Source organism: Deefgea chitinilytica (assembly GCF_016881405.1).
Classification (GTDB): domain Bacteria; phylum Pseudomonadota; class Gammaproteobacteria; order Burkholderiales; family Chitinibacteraceae; genus Deefgea; species Deefgea chitinilytica.
The window spans coordinates 1-22830 of record NZ_WOFE01000009.1 but is presented as its reverse complement, the minus strand read 5'-3'; the positions used below and the strand labels follow the sequence as shown (position 1 = coordinate 22830).

The following is a 22830-nucleotide window of genomic DNA, read 5'->3' as shown; positions in this document are numbered from 1 at the left end:
AATACAAAATACCCCTGCTTTTGGCAGGGGTATTTAATTAAACGTTAATTCTAATAATGCCTAGAGAGTCATACTATTGACCAATCATTTGCTCGGCTTGGATCGCCGTCAGTGCAATGGTAAACACGATATCATCGACCAAGGCGCCGCGTGATAAGTCGTTGACGGGTTTACGTAAGCCTTGCAACATTGGCCCTACGCTGACGACATCGGCACTGCGCTGCACGGCTTTGTAGGTGGTATTGCCGGTATTTAGATCCGGGAATACAAATACCGTGGCTTGACCAGCGACCAAGCTGCCAGGGGCTTTTTGCTGACCGACTTCCCAGACTGAGGCTGCGTCATATTGCAATGGCCCATCAATCATCAATTGTGGATGACGCGCTCTTGCGATTTCAGTTGCGCTGCGTACTTTATCAACGTCGACGCCAGTGCCTGATTGGCCAGTGGAATAGCTAATCATCGCGACTTTAGGCTCGATACCAAAAGCTTTGGCTGAATATGCGCTTTGTGCGGCGATTTCAGCGAGTTGTTCAGCATCAGGGTTTGGATTCACCGCGCAATCGCCGTACACCAAGACTTGTTCAGGCATCAGCATAAAGAACACCGACGACACAATCGACGAGCCAGGCGCAGTTTTAATCAGCTGCAGTGCTGGGCGTATCGTGTTGGCGGTGGTGTGGATCGCGCCGGAAACCAGACCGTCAACTTCATCGATGGCCAACATCATTGTGCCGAGTACGACATTGTCTTCAAGTTGGCGCAAGGCTTGGATTTCGGTGAGGCCTTTCGATTTGCGCAATTCAACCATCGGAGCCACATATTTCGCCCGAATTTCATCGGGATCGAGGATTTCGAGCGAGGCTGGAATCGTCAGTCCCTGTGTTGCGGCGATACTTTCGATCACGGCACGTTTACCGAGTAGCACGCAGCGCGCGATGCCTTTTTCTTCGCACGCGATTGCCGCGCTGATGGTGCGTGGTTCTTCGCCTTCGGGCAACACAATCCGTTTGTTGGCGTTACGGGCTTTTTGAATCAGTTGGTAGCGGAATGCGGGCGGGCTCAGATGGTGCGCTGATTTGGTCTTGACGCCAATATTGAGCGCTTCAGTATCTAATTGCTCGGCAACCGAATTCATCACGCGGGTCATGCGGTCTTTGTCGTCGGCGGGTACGGCAGTTGGTACGGTGCTGATTGCCAAAGCGGTACCAAAGCTATCGCCATCGGTACGCAGCACAGGAAGGCCAGTGTGGAAGGCCATTTCAGTGAAGGTACGCACGGTTTCGTTCAGCTCAGTATTGTGGGTGAGCACAAGTCCCGCGAGTTGGACGCCATTGCTGGCGGCAAGCGCAGTGGCCAAAATGACGTCATCTCGATCGCCCGAGCTCACAATTAAAGCGCCGGCTTTCAGGCGGCGAATCACTTCGGGTACGGCGCGCGCGGCGACCACGGTTTCGTTGACGCGGCGCTTGGTGAGCTCGCCTTTGACGATGATTTCGGCATTTAAATGCATTGCCACATCGAGCGTACGTGGCGCCAGCAATTTCGGATCGAACTTTACGACGCCCCAGATTTTTAGCTCACCGATTTCGGCTTGCATCGCGGCTAAATCAAATTGCTCGCCGGCCTTATTGAAAATCACGCCGCCAACGGTAATGCCTTCATTGCGAAATTGTCGTTCTGTAACGCGAATTTCTTCGGCCGCGGTTTTGGCGCTCGCATCGGTGACAATAATGACGGTGGCCTGTAAGCCGAGCGCCATTTCGGTATTCAATTGCGTGGTGAATGGGTTGCTTGGATCGGGATGTAGACCTTCGACGACTAACACATCGGCGTCTTTGCCTGCCGTCATACTCATCGTGATGATTTCTTCGAGCAAATCATCGGTTTCGTCGATGGAGACTTGTTCAATCGCATAGTTGGCTGGCAGCGCATCTGGCACATCAAGCTGACAAATTTGCCGTGCAAAATGGGTTGAACGTTCAATTTCACACGCGGACTGATCTTGTGCGACGGGTTTGACAAAACCAACCTTTAAGCCCTGATTTTGCAGGCAGCGGACAACGCCAAGCGTCACCGAAGTGAGGCCGACATTGAGGCGGGTTGGGGCGATAAAGAATGTTTGCATAGCTTAAACCTAGTATTTGGGTGCTCGGACTGTGAGCAATGGCGTGACTATAACTTGGCTGAGGCTTTCTTTATATGACACAGCTCTAAATTTGCTGCATTTTTTGGTGGTATTTTTCCCGGTTTTCAGAGGCGGTTGAATGCTAGCCTTGATTGAATCAATTGCACGGTTGCAAATTTAATTGGGCAGTAGGCAAAATGCTGGAATAAGATAAAAGCTCATTTTGGAGAAGCCAATGCAGACTACGCGAATTGAAATTACGCAGCACGGTGGCGTAGAACAAATGGCGCTGGTGACGGCTCAATTGCCTGAGTTGGGCGCAGGTGAGGTATTACTGAAACATTTGGCAATCGGCGTTAATTTTATCGATACCTATCATCGCAGCGGGCTGTATCCATTGACGATGCCATCGGGTTTGGGTTTAGAAGCATGCGGGGTGATTGAGGCGGTAGGGCATGGTATTCATGACCTGAAAATAGGCGACCGTGTGGCCTACGCTGGCGGCGCGGTAGGTGCGTATGCTACGCACCGTATTGTTGCTGCAGACAAGCTGGTTCTGGTACCTGAGGCAATACCCGATGCTGTTGCTGCGGGAACTTTGTTGCGAGGGATGACTGCTCAATATCTGCTGAAACGGACATTTCCAGTACAAGCAGGGCAAACGATTTTATTTCATGCCGCAGCGGGCGGCGTTGGGCAAATTGCCTGCCAGTGGGCGCAAGCTTTGGGGGTAACCGTGATCGGTACCGTCGGCTCGAAAGAGAAAGCGGTGCAAGCCAGTGCCTATTGTGATCATGTGATTGATTACCACGATGCCGACTGGGTGGCACAAGTGCGTGAATTGACAGAAGGCCAAGGCGTATCTGTGGTCTACGATGGGGTCGGTGAGGCGACCTTTGCCGGTTCACTTGATTGTTTGGCGGTACGCGGTCTGTTGGCCAGTTTTGGCAATGCCTCGGGGGCGGTGTCGAGCTTTAATTTGGGTTTATTGGCGCAAAAAGGCTCTTTGTTTGTTACGCGGCCCACTTTGGCACATTACACGCGCAATCGCGCCGAGTTGGTGGAAACGGCGCAAGATTATTTTGCCGCATTAGCTAAATCATGGATCACGCCGCAGATTGGCCAAACGTATGCGTTGGCAGATGTACAGCAAGCGCACTTGGATTTGGCTGCGCGCCGTACGACCGGCTCGACCATTTTATTGCCATGACTACGCTCATTTATTTACATGGTTTTTTATCGAGCCCATTGTCGCAAAAAGCGCAAGAAACCACGGCTTGGATGGCCGAGCAAGGATTAGCGGCGCATTATCTTTGTCCAACCATCCCGATGGAACCAACAGCGGCATCCGCTATGCTGACCGATTTATTGGCACCGTTGCACGGGGATTTTTGCCTAGTAGGTAGCTCGCTCGGTGGATTCTTCGCCACATGGGCGGTTGAGCAATTTGGTGGTCGGGCGGTGCTGATTAACCCAGCGGTGCGCCCATATACGCTGATTAATCAGTATTTAGGTGAGCAAGAAAATTATCAAACCGGAGAGATTCATTTCATTGACGCCTCTTTTGCTGATAAGCTTTGTCAGCTTGAGGCGAGGCCGAGCGATTTGAGTCGCTATTGGTTACTGGCACAAACGGGCGATGAAGTGCTTGATTATCGAGACGCTGTCGACTGGTATGCGGGCTGCCAACAAACGATTTTACCCGGTGGTGACCATGGTTTTATTGGCTACTCCGAGTGGTTGGCACCTATCTGGGCTTTTGCAACTGCAACGCATTTGAAATCATCAGAATAAGAGGAAAGGCATGTCGACACCGCAAAGTGGTATTTTGCCCGCAGCTTCAAGTCATGGTTTATTTTTATTATTTCGCCGCCGTTTAGGGCGCCGCGCTGATGCGGAGTTAAAAGCTTTATTTGCCTCATTGCCAGCTCAAGCCGATGCTCTCGCCGCAGCTAATCCCGATTCGCAATTTTATGCGGTCATCGGTTTTGGGGCGGAAGTTTGGCCTGAGTTTTACCCGGGTGAAAAACCAGTTTTGCTACGCAGTTTTCCGCGCATTCCGGGGGCAATTCATCCTGCGCCGTCGACGTCGGCCGATGTGATGTTGCATTTGCGCGCTGAGCGCTACGATTTGCTCCATGAATTTGCCGATCAAGTTGTGCAGGCGAGCAGCCATTGCTTAGACGTGATCGAAACCACGCATGGTTTCCGCTACCGTGATAGTCGTGATTTGACTGGCTTTGTCGATGGCACCGAAAATCCTGAAAATGAGGATCGCGCCCGTGTTGCCTTGGTGGGCTCGGAAGATGCGCCTTGGGCTGGCGGTAGTTATTTACATGTGCAGCGTTATGTTCATCGGATGGAAACGTGGAATAAATTACCGGTGAAGCAGCAAGAAGCCGTAATTGGTCGCACTAAAGAAAGCAATGAAGAGCTGCCAGATGAAGACAAACCACTCACGGCGCACATCAGCCGTGTGGTGATTGAAGAAAATGAGCAAGAGCTAGAAATCTTACGCCACTCCTTGCCATACGGCACGCCCGGGGGCGATCAAGGATTGTATTTTGCGTCGTATTGTAAAACACCAGCCAATTTTGAAAAAATGCTCGCCAAAATGGTTGCTCCCACTTCTGATGGTCGCGTTGATCATTTGCTGAATTTCAGTCGAGCGGTCAGTGGCGCGGCGTTTTTCGTGCCTAGCCGTGAGGCGTTAGCGCGGTTGGCAAAATAAGTCGGAGTTCAATCTCAATCAATATTAAAAAGCCGCTTAGTGCAATGACTAAGCGGCTTTTTTATAGGTATTGCTCTGTAGGTATTTAAAAATATTGAATTCAGCCTGATACCCTTGTTAATTATTCTACTTCGGCAAACAAACGCTCTGCATAAACAGCTTCGGGAAACACGCTGCGCCACCATAAATCTTGCGTATAAAAAGCAGTATTCTCCGCACAGTGCTGTGCCACGGCGTCATAAAATGGATCGCTATTTTGAGTGAGTCGCGCTAATTCGGCGGGTAGGCAAAAAAGTGGGCGGTTTTGCAATTTTTCGGCTAACACTTTTGCTTGTTCTGGGTGGCGGCTGTCTTTGATAAACAGCGGTACATCACCGCGAATTCGTGTTTGTTCTGGATTTAAAATATTTTTAAACTGCAAATTTTTTGGGTCACGATTGCTGAAAAAACCGTTGTCGAAAATGCCGCGCTCATAAAATTCTTGATTCAATCCTGGCTTGTGATCGCCAAAAATCACAATAATCACGTCACGTTTACGCTTTTTGGCGCTGGCTTCGATTTGTTGGACAAACGCTTGAAAGTCGTCCATCGCTTGGCCTAGTCGTACTTGGTATTGACCAATTCCGCTGTCATCTTGCTGAATAAATGGGCCGTGCGTGTTGACTGTTACCAAAAACATAAATTGCTTTTTACCTGCAGGCGCTACGTTGTAGTGCGCCAGTGCTTGGTTGTACAGCGAAAAGTCTTTAGGCCAGCCATCGCTGCGTTTCCAGTACATTTGGTCGACAAAGGCGATGCGTTGAAAACCCATTTTCGGATAGACTTTTTCGCGCTTCCAAAATGTCCCAAAATAATTGTGCATCCCGATTGTGGTGTAACCGACATCGCTTAATGCATGCGGTAGCGCGTTGATTTTGTCGCTAAATTGCCCGGCGAAATTTTGGAAATCAATCCCAGGTAAGGTGTAGGCAGACAAGCCGGTGAGCGCTTCAAATTCGGCTTCTGCCGTTCCACCACCGTAGACGGGGCTAATCACGCGTGCTTCGCTAAATCCAGCCTGCGCTAATTCAGCCATCTTGGTCGGCAAACGTGCTTCGGTATAACACGATTCGCACATCACCACGACGATGTCGGGGCTGCTCGGCTGCTCCGCACTCGCAAGTGTCTGTGAATAAAACTGATGTTGTCCTGCTTTGGGCTTGTGCGCGGTTTCGGCTGTCAGTAACAAATGCCCCAAAATGCCATTGTGTTTGGCATTCACTCTGAAATTGTAATTGGAGTAATGACTACCTAAATATTGCGTCATCAATGGCTGAGCATAGGCCGACATTTTGCCGGTTCGATCAAGCTGCATGGCAATCAAAATACACAAAATCAGCGCCAAGCCTATGCGCCGTTTGCTAAAGCTGGGGTGTCGCCACAGCCCGTAGCCGAGCGCTGCAATTGTGATGAGCCCATAGACCCAAATGTGCCAATCCATATAGCCGGTGAGCGCCATGCCTTGGCCGACTTCGAATAAATCGACGCCGAGCAAGGGCTCGCTGGTGGCGTCTTCTTTCAGATAAGAAATATTGAGCAACAGCCCTTCGATGGCCAGCGCCGCGACTACCGCAGCCCAGCGCTGTAACAAGGCTGCCAAGAAAAAAAACAGCAGCATGGAAAACGCAATCCGCGGCATATTCCATTGCGTATCAACCCAAATACGACCAGCAACCAGTGCGAATAGTGGCAGCGCGACTTGGAGCATGCGCTGCGCGAGCGGCGTTGAGAAAAGGGCGGGTGACTTCACTATCAATAAATCGTGACAATATAAAGTCGAAATTATAAAGCTTTGATGAAGATTTTGTTTTGTGAAATAAGTCGTTCTGATTAAAGGCGTTCGTTACTGCTGCCAGATTCAGATTCGTTTGTAAGGATTAGTACTGACTGATTGGTGAGTGCTGGCTCGGTATAATCAATCGCTTGCCTTTAGCCTTTACGCGGTTGTTGGGCAATTTCAATTCCTTTTATCTGCTCCCGCGTGCCATAGGTGTGTTTTTTGAATTGCACCATACAAATCGGTCTATGTTGAAATACCTTGGCTTTCTCTGAGCATCCTTTTGGAGTGCTGCATGTTGCAAAGTGCACGTCGTCAATTCTCTCGTGGTTTTACTTTAATCGAGGCCATGATTGTGGTTGCGATCTTGGGGGTATTGCTGGCGATTGCTTTGCCTTCTTTTGCGCAAATGATGGCCAAAAAAAATACCATGAGTGCCGCCGAAGCGGTGCTATCGGCGATCAGTTTGGCGCGCAGTGAAGCGATTCGTTCCAATCGAAATAGCTATATGGTGGTCGATAGTGGTACGGCGTGGTGTGTTGGGGTCGCGCGTGTCAATGGCACACCCAGTAGTCCGTGCAGCTGCCAACCAGGGGCGGCGACCGTGTGCGATTTGCTTAATTACACCGTGGCAGATGGCAAAAATACTACTTTGGCTAAAACCGGATTTGATGCAATTCAATTTGATCCGGTACGCGGTTTTCCTTTGAGTAAAAGCGCAACGGTGTTGACGAGTAATCAGCTGATTACCTTAACGCATCAAAATGATGGCCAAATGCAGATTACCATCACCCTCAATCCAGTTGGACGGGTTAAGTCCTGTGGCAAGACTGCAATGACGGGGTTTCCTGCATGCCCTTAGTTAGAGCGCGTGGTTTTAATTTGATTGAGTTAATGGTCGCAATGGCGATAGGCATGATTTTGTTGCTTGGCGCGAGTACCTTTTTCGTCAATATGCTGCAAAGCACGGGCAATAATCTCATGCGCAATAAGCTTGATGCTGAGCTGCGGATGGCGCTGCAATTTATCAGTAATGATGTGAAACGCGCGGGCTATTACCAAGGCAAACCCTCTTTAGATAGCGCAGATTTAGCCGCGCTGGCTGCCGCTAGTATTACTGGCAATGGTATCAATGTGATTAATGCTTCGGTCAATCCAGATACGTTTTTGCGTATGTATCGACCGAGTGCTACGCCAGCGGGCAGTTGTTTACTGTATGCCTATAACCGAAATGGCAATTTAATTGGTGGTAATCGGGTTGATCGTTATGACGATGGCGAATTAACTGGAATACGGCTTAATGATGGCGTATTGCAGGTCAGAACTTCTTGCGTAGCGTGCTCTTACACCAGTTGCTCGGCAGGAACTTGGAGTGATTTAACCGATGCCGCCTTGATTGAAATTACCGCGCTGAGTTTTAGTAATGGCGATGCTGTGTGTAGTGGTACAACGCCGCCCGTGAGCCAATGTCCATGGCCTAGTGGCGCACCCTTGCTGTCCTTGAATGTGTCGATTAGCGGTCGCTTGAAAACCAAACCGGGTGAGGTGCGGCAGTTATCGACCAAGATTAGCCTAGAAAATCAAGTGGTGGCCTTGCCATGAAAGCGATGATGCGCAAATCCGAACAAGGTATGGTGACCTTATTTACCAGCATCATGATTCTGGTGTTGCTGACTGGGATTTTGGGTTATCTCAACCGTGGCTTATTTATTGAACAGAAATCGATTTCCAATCAAACATGGAATTTACAAGCAAAGCAGGCTGCTGAAGCCGGTATCGGTTATTTTATCGCCAATATTCAGCGTGATAAGACGATTTATCTGGATAGTAATAATGTAATGCTTGCGGCGAAAAACTCAGCCCTTGATGCCAATGGCAACATTGTTTTTGCTGAAAATAAAGTGCTGGGTAGTGTGAGCGCCTTGGGCCGTGCTAGCGCATTTTATTTTCAGGTATATCAAATTGATAGCAAGACTCTGCGGATTGCCAGTACTGGTTTTGCCGATTGCAGTGCGCCGAGCGGTACGTTTGCCAACTGGTCTAATGCGTGTTCAGCTAAAGTGGTGATTACGCAGGATTTGAATCTGGCGGCGGTAGGCTTGGAAAATTCATTGACGGTGAAAGGACGCGTTGATGTATGGGGCGCTGTCGATGTCAGTATGCGTGCCGATGCCCCGCTCAAAGGGGTTACGCTCAATACTGGGAGTACGGCCACGGGGGCGCCAGCGCAGTTTCGCAATGAAAAGCAAGGCTGGGCCGATGACAGCAAAAAAAATGACAGTACGCTGGCCAGTACCAGTAATGGCGATTTGTTTTACAGCGTCTTTGGTCAACAACCCAGTCAATATCTAGACCCTAGCAAATTTACGCGTTATCAAACATCGGGCGGGCAAACGACCGCTGCGTACGATAACAGCACTTATCGTCGGCTGAGCGTGGCTGAATTTTTGGCCGAGTGCCAAAACAAAAATAGCGAGTTGAGGCGCCCTTATAAGCCGGTCTCTTACACGCCGAGCTATGTCGCAGGTCCTGATGCTAGCTTTACTAAGACGCCACGTGGTGCGGTGTATTGGATTGATCCTTCGTTGGATGCGGGTTCGGGTGGGCAGATCAATCTCACTGCGGGACAAAACTGTATCGCTGGTTATAGCCAAACCTTAACAACCGACAACGGCACCGGCGCTTTGCCCGGTTCTCCTGGCACGCCAGTGCCTGGCTTATCTGGCGCTGATTTTATTCCGTTGGCGGCAGGCGATCCGGCGATTGGCAATGCTGCTTTAGCTGCGGGTTATTCCTACAATCGTGGGGTAACGTTGATTTTTGATGGTAATTTGACCTTGCCAGCTAAATCACGGTTATTGACCTATGGTGCTAGCTATATACGAGGCAATTTGAATTTCACAGGTGCAATGCAAATTAATGGCGCAGGGATTGTAGAGGGCGATTTAATCGGCAATGGTTCGTTTGCGACGAAGACTGAATTACGCCATTTGCAGGGCTTGAATATTTTGTCGAATTTTTCCGTGTCCAGACAAGCGGGGCGTTGGCGTGATTATGTGCAATAAGCCTAGCTATCGTGCGCAAATCGGTGTCGGTTTGATTGAAGTTTTGATTTCCCTGCTGATTTTAGCCGGCGGTTTTTTGGCACTGACGCGGTTTCAAGCGCAATTAACGCAAAATCAAGCGATTGCGATGCAGCGCGCCGAAGCGACGTTGCTCGCCGAACAGCAGATGAATGAATTGGTTGGCGCTTTAAACGCAAAGCCGTCTTCGTCGAATTCCAGTACCACTGGGCGAGTCAATGGGGTGAATGCCACCTATGAATTGCATTGGACTACGGTAACCAAATCAAGCGCCAGTCCGAGTAGTTTTAATAACAATACCAGTTGTGCGTCTGCTTGCGATGTACTGCGGGTTGATGTAGTGGTGTATTGGGATGACGCCGCAGGCGGTCGAAATAATGTGAGCTTGAGTCGTTTGCTAACAATGAAATAATCAATAGTATTGCTTTGTAGGTATTAATTATCAATGTTTACGGGCATATACATCTGTCTATTGTTGGGTCTATCTGTAACGCAAGCGGCCTCCGATCATCACTCAAGTAAAAAGTTGTTGCAGCCGAATGGCTTGTTTGCCGCTGGTTTGCCATGCCTGCCAGTGGCGTACAATCTGATTAACGCGCTGCGCTAAGAGGGTTTCCTCTAAAGATCCTGAACGATGATTATGTTGAATCAGCGCTTCGCGCCAGTCGTTCACGTCGGCGGCACTGAGTGCCCATGCGCCATCCAGATCGGTGATATTCCAAAGCCAATACGGCGACAATAAGCCATGCGTGTGTAATAACTCGAGTGTTACGGTAATGCCCAGACTTTGCAATTGGTTTTGCCAGATTTTACGCACGTGTTGATTTGCATGTTCGCGCTGGATGCCGCTACTGCGTTGCTGCTGGTGCTGGCGATAGCGCACCAGTGCTTGTCCTAAATTAGCCAATTGCCCATATTGGCTTAATCGAACCAGAAAATCCCAATCCTGTGCCATATCCATTTTGGGCGTAAACAGCACGCCGCTGGCTTGCCAGCGCTGGCGATTGAGCATCAGTGCAGGTTGAGCCATCGCACAATAAAACAGATTGTCGACGCAAATTTCACTGTGACTCAGTGGAAAAAGCCGGATTGAAATGAGTGGATTGTGATCGTCAAAAACATGCATATCACCCGCGATAGCAATTACTTCTGGGTGGTGCTGTAAAAATTGTGCTGATTGCACAAACCGTTGCGGCAGGCTGATGTCGTCGGCGTCGTGAAAGGCAATCCAGTCTCCCGTTGCGGCAGCCAAGCCTGCATTTCTGGCGCACGAAACGCCTTGGTTTGTAGGTAACGTAATCAGTTGGGTGGTGCCTTGCGGAAAGTCGGCGCTAAACGCGCTGATCTCCGTCTCTCCAGAATAAGCGCCGCCATCGTTGATCAAGATGACTTCGACTTGCGTAAACCCAGTGTAGTCGGCATCGCGTAAACCTGTGAGCATCGCGGAAAAATGCGCAGGATGAGGATTGAAAAAAGGAATGATGATGCTGAGTTTCATCGGTTCGCAATGCCTGAGTAGAGAAGTTCGAGCGTTGAGTTTACCTGTGTTGCTTGGCTTTGCCTGCAATACAGCGCAGCACAGGGTTTAATTGTATTGATTTGTCATGATTTATTCATCGCGGCGGCATCAAATTGCAACGCCTGTTAGCTATGCTTGGCGCAGTAAATATTGGGTTTCGCCATTGCGTTTGCGCGGCGAGCGTATTTAGCGTGGATTCGAGAGTCACTGCTTATTTTGAGGTCGTTTTATCATGCAATTGCAGCATAAACAGCAGCCTGTTTTCGTTCGAGATCAACATTCGTTCTATTTATCCCTGTTACGCCATTCCGTTGAGCACGTTGGTCATCTGAAAGAAATGGCCAAACAAGCGCAGGCGGCTCAACAATACACAGAAGCTTGGATGTGGCATTGTTTGATTATGATGTTTGGCTTTGACGTACGCGCTGGGCAGCAGGCATTGCAGGCAGGGCATGAGCATTTGAGAGAAGCAATACGCCGACACGATATTGCGTATAAGCTGTCATTGAATGAAGAGCAACAGGCACGCGAACTGGCGCAATATTTATTTGATGCCATGGGCGCGAAAACTCGCCGCAAAATTGCGCGACACAATCATCAAAGAATGATTCAATAATACTTGCTAGGGTGCGCCAAGCGATGGCTGCTTGACGATCCAAAATGGACATTTCCACTTTACGCAGGATATTGCATGAGCAAAAGAGCACTGATTATCAGCGGTGGCGCGCCAAACGCGACTTTAGTGGCGGGCGCACTTGAGGCCTTTGCTGAGCTAGGTCTTGAGTTTGACATTATTTCGATGGCAGGAGCGGGAGCTCTGCTCGGGCTGATGTATAGCGCACCCAAAAATGGCGATGCCATTCAGACCTTACGCGGGATGCAGGAAATGGGGGTTGCTGATTTTCTCTACCGCGCCTTTCCTGTTAACTTTAAAGTATTCAATAAGCCCGGGCCATTGGCTGAAATTTATCGCAATTTGCTGGCGAGCAATCCGCTGGTGCAGGCATTGCAGAGTTGGCCGGTGCATGATCCAGTTTCACAAACGGTGAAAGACGGCGCAGAGTTATTGCTCGCTAGCGCTTGCCCGAGTGATCTGTCTCCGCAATCATTGGGCTTGTGCGCGCATGTGCCGTTTGCTGAGCAATTGATCGATTTTGCTGAACTGCCTAATTGCAAGGCCGATTTATGGGTTAATGCGTATAACTTGAGCCAACGTCAGATGGTGAATTGGTCAGGCGAACAGATCGATAATCAAAAATTGCAAGCAGCTTTGTCATTTCCTTATTTGTATCCACCGACGCAGATTGGCGACGATTATTTTATTGAAGGCGCGGCGATTGATTGCTTGAATTTCAAAGCTTTGATCGATCACTACGACGGTGACTTGGCGGAAATTGTGATTTTTGATTTGCTCGGCGCGGAAAAATTATTACGCCCACCGCGTGATTTGTATGATGCGTGGGTGATGTCCATTATTACACCATTGGTGGAAATCGCTCGCGATGACGTGAAATTATTCGAGGCTTTGCATAATGCCGATGGGCGAATCAAGTTACACAAGGTGCCGCTGCTGGACGCGATTGCAGCCGATGATTTGCCTGATGTGTTTGATTGGTCGCGCAGTAATTTGAGTACGCTGTATCAGTTAGGTTACCAAACAGGTAAGGCCTATGCGCAGCAGTATCTTTGATTTTTACTAGGTATGCACGTATAGCTATTGAAAAATATTATTTATAGCCATATACCATCTGGCTTTGCCGAACGCGGGTAAGGTGAAGAATAACACCATCATGACAGTGGAAATGCAAAAAGCCCAGCTTTGCAGCTGGGCTTTGGTATTGGGTGTGGGTCGTGCGGGATTCGAACCTGCGACAAACGGATTAAAAGTCCGCTGCTCTACCAACTGAGCTAACGACCCAACGAGTGGGGTACTACATCTACTGGTGGGCTGTGACGGGTTCGAACCGTCGACCTACGGATTAAGAGTCCGCTGCTCTACCAGCTGAGCTAACAGCCCGTTTGATGGGGTGGTGGGTCGTGCGGGATTCGAACCTGCGACAAACGGATTAAAAGTCCGCTGCTCTACCAACTGAGCTAACGACCCAACTGCTTCGTTCAGAGACAGCGATTATAGATGGTTTTAAAATATCGTCAACCCCTTTTTGCAAAAAACATTGTCGATGTGACAGTAAAATGACACTGCAATCTCAAAGCAACCTCGCGTACAATCGCCTAACAATTTGATTTAAGGGGAAATCGTAAATGCGTTTATTGCATACAATGTTGCGCGTGGTGGACTTAGAGCGCTCAATTACTTTTTACTGTGATGTGTTGGGAATGCGTTTATTGCGTCGACAAGATTATCCTACGGGTCGTTTTACCTTGGCTTTTGTCGGCTATGGCGATGAATCTGAGCACAGCGTGATTGAATTGACCCATAACTGGGATACGAAGTCGTATGAATTGGGTACTGCTTTTGGTCATTTAGCCATTGAAACCGACGACATTGTGGCAACGTGCGAGGCGGTGCGTGCCAAAGGTGGCAAAGTGGTGCGTGAGCCGGGCCCGATGCAGCATGGTACGACGGTGATTGCGTTTGTCGAAGATTGCGATGGTTATAAAATTGAGTTTATTCAGCGTTAAGGGGTATTGGCTTTTGTGCATTATAAAATAATGCTTTTCGAGCTATACATAATGAAATTTGAATTTAACTGAGTGTTTTGATGAATAAAAAATTATTAGGCTTGTTGGCGCTGTTGCCCAGTGTGGCTATGGCGGCTGATTTTGATGGAGCCCAGTTATCTTTGCTGTGGGCGGCACCGTTTGCGGGTTTGTTGCTGTCGATTGCTTTATTTCCTATTTTTGCGCCAGGTTGCTGGCATCACCATTTTGGCAAAATTGCCGCGTTTTGGGCGGCGGCTTTTTTGTTGCCGTTTACAGTGGTGTACGGGATTGCGCCAGCGAGCGGGATTGTGGCCCATGCTTTGTTGGATGAATACATACCGTTTATTTTGATTTTATTTGCCTTGTATACGGTATCGGGCGGGATTTTGGTCTGGGGTAATTTGCATGGCTCGCCCGCACTCAATACTGGGATTTTGGCGTTTGGTACGGTGATTGCCTCGTTGATGGGAACAACCGGAGCGGCGATGTTGTTGATTCGCCCCTTGCTTAAAGCCAACGATAACCGCAAACACAATGTGCATGTGGTGGTGTTTTTTATTTTCTTGGTGGCCAATATTGGCGGTGGTTTAACCCCGCTGGGCGATCCGCCCTTGTTCTTGGGCTTCCTAAAAGGCGTTGATTTCTTGTGGACCGTCGAGCACATGTTGGCGCCAGTTGCTTTTGCTGCGAGCATTTTATTGGTGATGTTTTACGTCATCGATAGTTATTACTATAAGAAAGAGGGCGTTTTGCCTGTTGATAAAACGCCGGATAGCAAACTGCAGTTTTTTGGCTTGTGGAATTTTGCGTTGATCGCGGCGATTGTGGGTTGCGTGGTGATGTCAGGTGTGTGGCGACCAGGCATTTCGTGGCACATTTTAGGCTCTGAGTTGGCGCTGCAAGATTTGGTGCGCGATGTGTTGTTGGTTGTGATTGCCTTGCTGTCTTTGAGGTTCACTCCAAAGCAAGTGCGTGCAGGCAATGAGTTTAATTGGAACCCGATCCTCGAAGTGGCGAAATTATTTGCCGCGATTTTTATCGCGATGGCACCTGCGATTGCGATTTTGCGCGCCGGCTCAGCAGGCGAAATGGCTGAATTGGTCGATATGGTGAGTAACGCCGATGGGACTCCGATCAATTATATGTATTTCTGGATGACGGGACTGTTGTCTGCCTTCCTCGACAATGCGCCAACCTATTTGGTGTTTTACAACCTTGCTCATGGTGATGCGGCTGTCTTGATGGGGCCGATGGCACAGACATTATTGGCGATTTCTGTCGGTGCCGTTTTTATGGGCGCACTCAGTTATATTGGTAATGCACCTAACTTTATGGTGAAAGCTGTCGCAGAAGATCGTGGCGTGAAAATGCCAAGCTTTTTTGGCTATATGGCTTGGTCTTGCGTGTGCCTGTTACCGATTTTCTTCGTAATGACTTTTGTGTTCTTTTGATTGGTTTAAACAATTAAATCAGGCCAGCTTTGCTGGCCTTTTTTATTGCGCGCCGACTGGGTCGCGCAGTGATGAGCAGCGTGGTTGTTGGGCAAATATTTACAGCGTCTAGTTTAGTCTGCGAATTAACGAGCAACTTCTATAGTGAATACACTGTGGATGTTTGGGCGCTGGGCGATGCCTTTAATTGTGTTGCGATTTGCTGTTTTATTGCCAGTTTTGATCTTGGTCAGTGGGGTACTGGGTACCGAGTACATCGTTGAGCAAGAAAAAACGCGAGCATGGGAAACGTCAAAAGAGCGCGTGCTTGGTGATGCTGCGGCATTACGCTCTCGAATTGAAACCGAATTAAGTGGAACCTTATATCTGGCGTCTGGCATCGAGGCTTATATTCGTGCCGCTTACCATCCAGATAAGTCAGTCGAGCTGCAGCGGATGTTGGCCAATATCTATTTTCGCGGCAGTAATATTCGCAATATCGGAATCGCACCGAATAATCGCATTCGTTATATCTACCCATTAAAAGGAAATGAGCAAGCGCTTGGGCTGTACTACCCCGATAATCAAAAACAGTGGCCAGCGGTTGAGCGGGTTATTTTATCGAAAAAACCGTTTTTAGCTGGTCCTGTGAAGTTGGCGCAGGGCGGTGATGGGTTGATTTATCGTATCCCGGTGTTTACTGCCGAAGATCAGTATTGGGGGCTTTTTAGCACGGTACTTGATCTTGAGCCGTTTTTGCGTTCCGTGGGCTTGCATGCGGGGAACAAACAAAATGTGCTATTGCGTGGTAAAGATGCCCAAGGAGTCGATGGTGAAGTGATTTGGGGGGCCTTACACAGCGTTGATCCGCATGAGCGAGTCGAGATGGCGATTGCCGTGCCTGGCGGTTATTGGAGTTTGTGGTTAAAGATACCTGCAACAGTCGGTTTGGCCGAGCGAATTAATCGAATTCGTTACGTGGGCTGGGGTTTAACGGGATTACTCTCGGCTTGTGTTGCGCTTTTGCTGTATGGCTATCGTCGTGGGCGGCGACTGATGCTCGATTTAGCGATTGCAAAAGAAGCCGCAGAGGCCGCATCCCGCTCAAAGAGTGCCTTTTTAGCCAATATGAGTCACGAAGTGAGAACACCGATGAATGGCGTCATCGGGATGAGCCAATTACTGCTCGATAGTCCTTTGAATTCGCAGCAACAAGAGTACGCAACGATTATTCGGCATAGTGCCGACGCCTTGTTGACCGTACTCAACGATATTCTGGACTATTCCAAAATCGAGGCCGGTAAGTTGTCGATTGAGCGTTTGGAATTCGATTTTCGGGAATTGCTCGAAGAGGTGACTGACTTACTGGCATTGCGGGCGCAAGAAAAAGGCTTGGAGTTGATGTGTGATATTGACCCACGGTTGCCGGTGAAGGTAATGGGGGATCCGACTCGATTACGACAAGTGTTAACTAATTTGCTTGGTAATTCGATTAAGTTTACTGCGCGGGGCGATGTGGCCTTATTCGCCCGTTTGTTGGCGAAGGATAATAATCAGGCGACGATTGAATTTAGTGTGCGGGACAGCGGCATCGGCATGGCGCCCGATCAGCTAGAGTCACTGTTTGAAGCATTTAATCAAGCAGATAGCTCAATTTCTCGGCGTTTTGGCGGCACAGGATTGGGCTTGTCGATTTCCCGACGCTTGGTGCAAATGATGGGGGGGGAGTTACACGCGGCGAGTCAGTTGGGTGAGGGGGCGTGGTTTACCTTTACGGTGCAGGTCGGCGTGACCGCCGCTTTATATCCACCTTTACAGCTGCCTGAGTCATTGCTCGGCGTTGAAATTTTGGTGGTCGATGACGGCGCATATAGCCGTGCTCAATTGGCCGTGTTGTTGGGGCATTTGGGCGCAAAAGCCAATTTGGCGGCCAATGTGGCTGAGGCACAAATGGCCTTGCAGCGCTCTGAGCGCAGTGAGCAGGCGATTCGGTTGATATTACTTAAACGCGATTTACCTTTGGTGGGAGAAGGCGACTTTGTTCAGCAAATGAACGCCGTGACGATTCAGTTGCCTCCGATTGTGATCATGACCACGCATCAGTTTCCGCTGCCTAGCTCTTCGCAATATCACGCCAGTTTGACGAAGCCGATTAAGTTAGGACGCTTGCAGGAATGCATTTGTCAGGTGTTATTGAGTCCGATACCTCGTGCGTCACAAGAATCGCGTGTGGTGTTGCCACAACCGCCAGCGTTGCTTCGGGTTTTATTGGTTGAAGATAACCCCGTCAATCGTAAAGTGGCGCGCGCCATGTTGGGTCGTTTAGCCTGCGAGGTTGAAAGTGCCGAGAACGGGCTGGAAGCACTGCATATGCTGGAAAATGCCGATTACGATCTGGTGTTAATGGATATCAATATGCCAGAGATGGATGGTTTGTCGGCAACGCGTGCGATTCGCAGTCCGCAGAGCCGAGTCAGGCAGCGCCAGATTCCGATTGTCGCGATGACGGCCAATGCGATGTCAGGTGATGAGGAGGCGTGTCGTCTGGCCGGAATGAATGATTATCTGAGCAAACCCGTCAATTTTGAGCGATTGAGTCTGGTTGTTTCTAAGTTCATCAAGTCAGTGTAATTTTTGCCGTAAATTATCACTGATTTGTCATTAGCATATTTTACTTCTTCTGTTAGTATTTATTTGGACATTGCCGATGGCGGCCTCAGATGGTGCTGATTTTGGTTTTTTTTGCTTTGCATCAAATAGAAATAGCCGAAATCTATCTGTCCTGTCGCAACTTTGATTTGTATCAGTAGCCAGTTTGGCTGTCTCCGTATACTGCATTACATAAGGTGATTTACTGATTCAGCCAATCACCGAGCAATTACACTATCACAACCCAGAAGAGGTTTAACCGTGGCTCAACTATCAAAAGAACAAATTGGTAAAATGCATCGTTACTTCCAGGCAGCGAACTACCTGTCTGTTGGTCAGATTTATTTGCTCGACAACCCAATGTTGAAACAACCGCTGAAACGTGAGCACATTAAGCCACGTCTGTTGGGTCACTGGGGTACGACTCCGGGTTTGAACTTTATCTTCGTTCACGCCAACCGCGTTATTGTTGAGCGCGATGTTTCTATGATTTACATCACTGGCCCTGGCCATGGTGGTCCTGGTTTTGTTGCGAATACTTGGATTGAAGGTTCTTACGAAGAATTCTATCCTGCGATCGACCGCACTGAAGCAGGTATGCAGCGCTTATTTAAGCAATTCAGCTTCCCACGCGGCATACCTTCACACGTTGCACCTGAAACTCCAGGTTCTATGCACGAAGGCGGCGAATTGGGTTACAGCGTTTCACATGCTTACGGTGCGGCGTTGGATAATCCAGACCAAGTGGTCATCGCAGTGGTGGGTGACGGTGAAGCAGAAACTGGCCCATTGGCAGCATCTTGGCACTCAACTAAATACATTCACCCGATCAATGACGGTTTTGTATTGCCAATCTTGCACCTGAACGGTTACAAAATTGCAAACCCAACGCTGCTTGCCCGTATGGACAAAGAAGAAGTAACTGCACTGTTTACAGGTTACGGTTACGAGCCAATTTTTGTTGAATTGAAAACAGAAACCTTCAACGACCAACCAGAAAGCTTCGACACCATCCACCAAGACATGGCAGCAGCGATGGACTTGTGTATGGATAAATTCGCCGCCATCCGCGCAAAAGCGATTGCAGAGCAAGCCGCAGGTCAAGAAATCACTCGCCCACGTTGGCCAATGATTGTAATGCGCACGCCAAAAGGCTGGACTGGTCCGAAAGAAATTAAAGGCAAAAAAGTAGAAGACTACTGGCGCAGCCACCAAGTGCCATTCTCTGATATCGACGGCGAGAATGTGACCAACTTGGAAAACTGGATGCGTTCATACCAAATCGAAACCTTGTTTAACGATGATGGTAGCGTGAAACAAGAGTTGGTTGATTTGGCACCGAAAGGCATCCGCCGTTTTGGTTCTAACCCAATCGTACATGGTCAAGTATCGAAAGACTTGAAAATGCCAGACTTCCGCAACTACGAAGTTAAATTTGCGAAACCAGGTACTGAAAACGCTGAAATGACACGTGTAATGGGCAATTTCCTTGCCGACGTCATGAAAGAAAATGAAGCAGAGAAAAACTTCCGTATCTTCGGTCCAGATGAAACTGCATCTAACCGTTGGAACGCAACGATTGAGTACTCTGGTAAAACTTGGTTGGCCAACCACTTTGAAGTGGACAATGTAAACAATAACGACAAGCTGCGCCAAGATGGCCGCGTGATGGAAATCTTGTCTGAGCACACTTGCCAAGGTTGGCTCGAAGCGTACAACTTGACCGGTCGTCACGGCTTCTTTAGCTGCTACGAAGCGTTTATCCACGTGATTGATTCAATGTTTAACCAACACGCAAAATGGTTGAAAACAACGAAACACATCAACTGGCGTAAACCAATTCCGTCATTGAATTACTTGTTGACTTCACACGTTTGGCGTCAAGACCACAACGGCTTCTCGCACCAAGATCCAGGCTTCTTGGATCACGTGATCAATAAGAAAGCTGAAGTGATCCGCGTTTACTTGCCAGCTGATGCCAATACCTTGTTGTCAGTAACTGACCATGTATTGCGCTCACGCCACTATGTGAACGTGATCGTTGCGGGTAAACAACCTGCGCTGCAATACCTCACTATGGACCAAGCGATTAAACACGCTACGACTGGTTTGGGTATCTGGGACTGGGCATCGAACGACCAAGGTGGCGAGCCAGACGTAGTGATGGCGTGTGCTGGTGAAATCCCGACGATGGAAGCATTGGCAGCAACTGATTTGCTCCGTCAGCACTTCCCAGATCTGAAAATCCGCTTCGTTAACGTTTGCGATTTGATGACCTTGCAACCCGAAGAAGAGCATCCACACGGCTTGTCTGACCGCGAATTTGACGCGATCTTCACAACTGACAAACCAGTGATGTTTGCCTTCCATGGCTACCCATGGTTGATTCACCGTCTGACTTACCGTCGTAACGGCCACAGCAATATCCATGCTCGTGGTTACATTGAAGAAGGTTCGACTTCGACTCCGTTCGACATGGTTGTGGTGAATCAGTTGGATCGTTTCAACTTGGCCATCGACGTGATTGACCGTGTACCTGCACTGCAAAAAATTGGTGCGCATGTACGTCAGAAATTGGTTGGCAAGTTGGTTGAGCATGCAGAATACATTGCTCAATACGGCGATGACATGCCAGAAGTGAAAGAATGGAAATGGACTTACTAAGCAATCTCACCCAGTAATGGGTGTTCGCTAAGTTGAACAAAGCCCGTGCAATCTGCACGGGCTTTTTCTTCTTAGGTGTCTTGGATAAAATGAAGTGTAAATATAAGTACTAAAGTAAATCCCCCGCAGCAGAGAGCAGCGCTCTCCGATACAATGCTGCAAAGCAAAAAATGCTGCCCAGATATTTTGAAGAAAGAGACTGATCCGTGTCCCAGCCTAGCGAAACACTACACGCTTTATGTGCCATCGCCCGCCAAGTGGCTGCCACCGAAGTGATGCCGCGCTACCAAAAAGTAGTCGCCGAAATAAAGCACGACGGTAGCTTGTTTACTGAGGCTGATTTAGCTGCACAAAGAGCATTGCAAAAGCTGTTGCCTGCATTGGTCGATTGCCCGGTATTGGGTGAGGAGATGGCGCAGGACGAGCAAGAAATGCTGTGGGAGACCTGCACCGATGGCTTGTGGATTGTTGACCCCATCGATGGCACTAGTAATTTCGCGCATGGTTTGCCCTACTTTGCGGTTTCGATTGCCTTGTTTCGGGCGCATCGTCCTGTGCTCGGCGTGGTGTATGTTCCCGTTTTGGATGAATGCTTTGCCGCCGAAGCTGGACAGGGCGCTTGGCTGAATCAGCAACGGTTACCATTTTTGGGCGACGATAAACAATTAAAGCACGCGATGGCCGCGGTGGAAACCAAATGGCTTTCTGGTCATTTGGCGACGCGAATTGTCACCGTCAATCCTTATCACAGTCACCGTAACTATGGCGCTTCCACTATTGATTGGTGCTGGCTCGCAGCAGGACGCACCGATGTCATGCTGCATGGTGCGCAAAAACTGTGGGATTACGCTGCTGGTGTATTGATCTTGTTGGAGTCTGGCGGTCAGGTTGGTGCTATTTTTCATGCCGACTATTGGCAAGAAAATCCTTGGCATCGCAGCGCTGTTGCCGCGCGAACGCCGTCACTTTATGCAGCGTGGCAAGCTTGGGTACAAGCAAATAAATAGGTATTTAATTGAAGCAAAGATAAAATAATGGCTGGATGAATATACCTAGCCATTATTTATTTGGCGAGTCTGAACTTAGGCGGCGAGTTGCTCTAATATGTATTTCGCGCCTTTATCAATACCTAAGTGTTGTACCAAATACGGCATGATTTCTTTGAGCTCGTTCGCCAAAGTCCACGGCGGATTTAAAATAAACATCCCACTACCGTGCATACCAAAACCATCAGCGCGCGGCGCATGCACGGTGAGTGCAGCGTGTACCCAGCTTTTTGCCCCTAGTTTCTTTAATTTTTCTGGCAGTTGTTTGCTTTCTTCGCGGCTAAGCTGCGGATACCACACTGCGTAGCTTCCGGTTGGAAAGCGCTCTAGTGCTGCTTTTAGGGTATCAACGACGCGCACATAATCGTGTTTTTCTTCATAAGGCGGATCGATCAGTGTCAGGCCACGGCGCGGCGGCGGTGGTAGTACGCTCTTAATGCTAGCAAAGCCATCGGCCTGCATTACTTTTGCAGCTCGGCCAGCATCGAGGAAGTTCTCCGCCAATAATTTACTGTCGCTTGGGTGTAACTCAAATAAGCGCAATTTATCGTCGCTACGCTGGAGTGCTTGCGCTACGTATGGCGAGCCAGGGTATAACTGTAGCTGTGCATTGCCAGCGTTTAAATCTTTCACGATATTCACATAAAGTTGCAACGCAGTCGGCAAATCATTGCGCTGCCATAGTCGCGCGATACCCGTTTCAAATTCGGCGTTTTTGGTCGCATAGCCTTGCGTCAGCGAATACACGCCCGCACCCGCATGCGTATCGATATACCACCAAGGCTTGTCTTTTTGGTTCATATAATCGAGCAGCATCACTTCAATGCAGTGTTTGAGAACGTCGGCATGGTTGCCGGCGTGAAAGGCGTGGCGATAACTAAGCATATATACGTCATAAAAAGAGCTTGAATGCACTAATTGTACTCTTTCATGCGTTTTCCTTATGGTTTTGATTGCCCTAGTAGCGAATTAAAACCGCTAATCGGGCTTTTTGGTATTCGTTGTTAGTTTTTTGAAGTTTAGTTGCTAATCTTGAGTGTTATTTAAATCAACAACTTATCATCTTGCTTGGGTTTTCTTTGCACTCAGGTGTTGACGTG

The 22830-nt window shown here is 48.8% G+C and carries 18 protein-coding genes and 3 tRNA genes; 14 read left to right on the top strand and 7 right to left on the bottom strand.

What is annotated here, in order from left to right; all coding sequences use genetic code 11:
- Positions 1-73 precede the first annotated feature (73 nt).
- Entirely contained in the window at positions 74-2128 is a 2055-nt protein-coding gene (gene pta / locus GM173_RS13695) for a phosphate acetyltransferase (RefSeq protein ID WP_203571949.1), read from the bottom strand.
- Between the two features lie 235 nt (positions 2129-2363).
- On the opposite strand from pta, the gene GM173_RS13690 reads away from it, so the two are divergent.
- The 3 genes from GM173_RS13690 to GM173_RS13680 are packed head-to-tail and all read left to right on the top strand — an operon-like array spanning position 2364 to position 4859.
- Positions 2364-3338: a quinone oxidoreductase family protein gene (locus tag GM173_RS13690; RefSeq protein ID WP_203571948.1), complete on the top strand. Its 975-nt coding sequence runs from the start codon at positions 2364-2366 to the stop codon at positions 3336-3338.
- A complete protein-coding gene (locus GM173_RS13685; protein ID WP_203571947.1) occupies positions 3335-3922 on the top strand; it encodes a YqiA/YcfP family alpha/beta fold hydrolase in 588 nt (195 codons plus the stop codon). The genes GM173_RS13690 and GM173_RS13685 overlap by 4 nt, the downstream gene beginning before the upstream one ends.
- A 10-nt stretch (positions 3923-3932) precedes the next feature.
- Complete coding sequence (locus GM173_RS13680) at positions 3933-4859, top strand: Dyp-type peroxidase (RefSeq protein ID WP_203571946.1); 927 nt, start codon at positions 3933-3935, stop codon at positions 4857-4859.
- A gap of 121 nt (positions 4860-4980) precedes the next feature.
- On the opposite strand, the gene GM173_RS16325 is transcribed toward GM173_RS13680, so the two are convergent.
- The gene (locus GM173_RS16325) at positions 4981-6648 is read right to left on the bottom strand and encodes an LTA synthase family protein (RefSeq protein ID WP_203571945.1); all 1668 of its coding nucleotides are present in this window, start codon (positions 6646-6648) and stop codon (positions 4981-4983) included.
- Positions 6649-6970: 322 nt separating this feature from the next.
- Between GM173_RS16325 and GM173_RS16070 the strand changes: the two genes are divergently transcribed.
- The 4 genes from GM173_RS16070 to GM173_RS13655 are packed head-to-tail and all read left to right on the top strand — an operon-like array spanning position 6971 to position 10170.
- Positions 6971-7537, top strand: a complete 567-nt coding sequence (locus GM173_RS16070) for a GspH/FimT family pseudopilin (RefSeq protein WP_239078530.1) — start codon at positions 6971-6973, stop codon at positions 7535-7537.
- Positions 7528-8277, top strand: a complete 750-nt coding sequence (locus GM173_RS13665) for a prepilin-type N-terminal cleavage/methylation domain-containing protein (RefSeq protein ID WP_203571944.1) — start codon at positions 7528-7530, stop codon at positions 8275-8277. The genes GM173_RS16070 and GM173_RS13665 overlap by 10 nt, the downstream gene beginning before the upstream one ends.
- Entirely contained in the window at positions 8274-9740 is a 1467-nt protein-coding gene (locus GM173_RS13660; protein ID WP_203571943.1) for a pilus assembly PilX N-terminal domain-containing protein, read from the top strand. The genes GM173_RS13665 and GM173_RS13660 overlap by 4 nt, the downstream gene beginning before the upstream one ends.
- Positions 9730-10170, top strand: a complete 441-nt coding sequence (locus GM173_RS13655; protein ID WP_203571942.1) for a PilV family protein — start codon at positions 9730-9732, stop codon at positions 10168-10170. Before GM173_RS13660 ends, GM173_RS13655 begins: the two co-directional genes overlap by 11 nt.
- A 102-nt stretch (positions 10171-10272) precedes the next feature.
- Here the strand turns inward: GM173_RS13655 and GM173_RS13650 are convergent, their stop codons facing one another.
- Positions 10273-11256, bottom strand: a complete 984-nt coding sequence (locus GM173_RS13650; RefSeq protein ID WP_203571941.1) for a glycosyltransferase family 2 protein — start codon at positions 11254-11256, stop codon at positions 10273-10275.
- Positions 11257-11509: 253 nt separating this feature from the next.
- Here GM173_RS13650 and GM173_RS13645 point away from each other — a divergent pair, with 253 nt between their 5' ends.
- Together GM173_RS13645 and GM173_RS13640 are read left to right on the top strand one after the other, a co-directional pair.
- Positions 11510-11893: a hypothetical protein gene (locus tag GM173_RS13645; RefSeq protein ID WP_203571940.1), complete on the top strand. Its 384-nt coding sequence runs from the start codon at positions 11510-11512 to the stop codon at positions 11891-11893.
- 75 nt (positions 11894-11968) lie between these two features.
- Complete coding sequence (locus GM173_RS13640) at positions 11969-12967, top strand: patatin-like phospholipase family protein (protein ID WP_203571939.1); 999 nt, start codon at positions 11969-11971, stop codon at positions 12965-12967.
- A 155-nt stretch (positions 12968-13122) separates the two neighbouring features.
- Here GM173_RS13640 and GM173_RS13635 read toward each other — a convergent pair.
- The 3 genes from GM173_RS13635 to GM173_RS13625 all read right to left on the bottom strand — a co-directional run bounded on the left by GM173_RS13635 (position 13123) and on the right by GM173_RS13625 (position 13381).
- Positions 13123-13195, bottom strand: a tRNA-Lys gene (locus tag GM173_RS13635).
- 23 nt (positions 13196-13218) lie between these two features.
- Positions 13219-13294 (bottom strand) — tRNA-Lys (locus GM173_RS13630).
- Between the two features lie 11 nt (positions 13295-13305).
- Positions 13306-13381 (bottom strand) — tRNA-Lys (locus GM173_RS13625).
- Between the two features lie 158 nt (positions 13382-13539).
- On the opposite strand from GM173_RS13625, the gene gloA reads away from it, so the two are divergent.
- The 5 genes from gloA (at position 13540) to GM173_RS13600 (ending at position 21691) form a co-directional block, all read left to right on the top strand.
- On the top strand, positions 13540-13920 hold the full coding sequence (gene gloA, locus GM173_RS13620; RefSeq protein ID WP_203571938.1) for a lactoylglutathione lyase: 381 nt from the start codon (positions 13540-13542) through the stop codon (positions 13918-13920).
- A gap of 80 nt (positions 13921-14000) precedes the next feature.
- The gene (locus GM173_RS13615) at positions 14001-15392 is read left to right on the top strand and encodes a sodium:proton antiporter (protein ID WP_203571937.1); all 1392 of its coding nucleotides are present in this window, start codon (positions 14001-14003) and stop codon (positions 15390-15392) included.
- A 177-nt stretch (positions 15393-15569) separates the two neighbouring features.
- Complete coding sequence (locus tag GM173_RS13610; RefSeq protein WP_203571936.1) at positions 15570-18002, top strand: response regulator; 2433 nt, start codon at positions 15570-15572, stop codon at positions 18000-18002.
- Positions 18003-18281: 279 nt separating this feature from the next.
- Positions 18282-20684 carry a phosphoketolase family protein gene (locus GM173_RS13605; protein ID WP_308439603.1) on the top strand — a complete coding sequence of 801 codons (2403 nt, stop codon included), beginning with the start codon at positions 18282-18284 and terminating at the stop codon, positions 20682-20684.
- Positions 20685-20890: 206 nt separating this feature from the next.
- Positions 20891-21691 (top strand): inositol monophosphatase family protein, encoded by an 801-nt coding sequence (locus GM173_RS13600; protein ID WP_203571935.1) that lies wholly within the window; start codon positions 20891-20893, stop codon positions 21689-21691.
- Positions 21692-21766: 75 nt separating this feature from the next.
- On the opposite strand, the gene GM173_RS13595 is transcribed toward GM173_RS13600, so the two are convergent.
- Positions 21767-22615, bottom strand: coding sequence for a 23S rRNA (adenine(2030)-N(6))-methyltransferase RlmJ (locus tag GM173_RS13595; protein WP_203571934.1), 849 nt, complete (start codon positions 22613-22615; stop codon positions 21767-21769).
- Positions 22616-22830: the final 215 nt, after the last annotated feature.

What these genes read in the sequence shown, in the direction of transcription:
- GM173_RS13655 (WP_203571942.1), top strand. Translation starts at nt 9,730, where the DNA reads ATGTGCAATAAGCCTAGCTATCGTGCGCAAATCGGTGTCGGTTTGATT.
- GM173_RS13595 (WP_203571934.1), bottom strand. Translation starts at nt 22,615, where the DNA reads ATGCTTAGTTATCGCCACGCCTTTCACGCCGGCAACCATGCCGACGTT.
- GM173_RS13665 (WP_203571944.1), top strand. Translation starts at nt 7,528, where the DNA reads ATGCCCTTAGTTAGAGCGCGTGGTTTTAATTTGATTGAGTTAATGGTC.
- pta (WP_203571949.1), bottom strand. Translation starts at nt 2,128, where the DNA reads ATGCAAACATTCTTTATCGCCCCAACCCGCCTCAATGTCGGCCTCACT.
- GM173_RS13660 (WP_203571943.1), top strand. Translation starts at nt 8,274, where the DNA reads ATGAAAGCGATGATGCGCAAATCCGAACAAGGTATGGTGACCTTATTT.
- GM173_RS13685 (WP_203571947.1), top strand. Translation starts at nt 3,335, where the DNA reads ATGACTACGCTCATTTATTTACATGGTTTTTTATCGAGCCCATTGTCG.
- GM173_RS13650 (WP_203571941.1), bottom strand. Translation starts at nt 11,256, where the DNA reads ATGAAACTCAGCATCATCATTCCTTTTTTCAATCCTCATCCTGCGCAT.
- GM173_RS13690 (WP_203571948.1), top strand. Translation starts at nt 2,364, where the DNA reads ATGCAGACTACGCGAATTGAAATTACGCAGCACGGTGGCGTAGAACAA.
- GM173_RS13640 (WP_203571939.1), top strand. Translation starts at nt 11,969, where the DNA reads ATGAGCAAAAGAGCACTGATTATCAGCGGTGGCGCGCCAAACGCGACT.
- GM173_RS13680 (WP_203571946.1), top strand. Translation starts at nt 3,933, where the DNA reads ATGTCGACACCGCAAAGTGGTATTTTGCCCGCAGCTTCAAGTCATGGT.
- GM173_RS16070 (WP_239078530.1), top strand. Translation starts at nt 6,971, where the DNA reads ATGTTGCAAAGTGCACGTCGTCAATTCTCTCGTGGTTTTACTTTAATC.
- GM173_RS13615 (WP_203571937.1), top strand. Translation starts at nt 14,001, where the DNA reads ATGAATAAAAAATTATTAGGCTTGTTGGCGCTGTTGCCCAGTGTGGCT.
- GM173_RS13645 (WP_203571940.1), top strand. Translation starts at nt 11,510, where the DNA reads ATGCAATTGCAGCATAAACAGCAGCCTGTTTTCGTTCGAGATCAACAT.
- GM173_RS13610 (WP_203571936.1), top strand. Translation starts at nt 15,570, where the DNA reads ATGCCTTTAATTGTGTTGCGATTTGCTGTTTTATTGCCAGTTTTGATC.
- gloA (WP_203571938.1), top strand. Translation starts at nt 13,540, where the DNA reads ATGCGTTTATTGCATACAATGTTGCGCGTGGTGGACTTAGAGCGCTCA.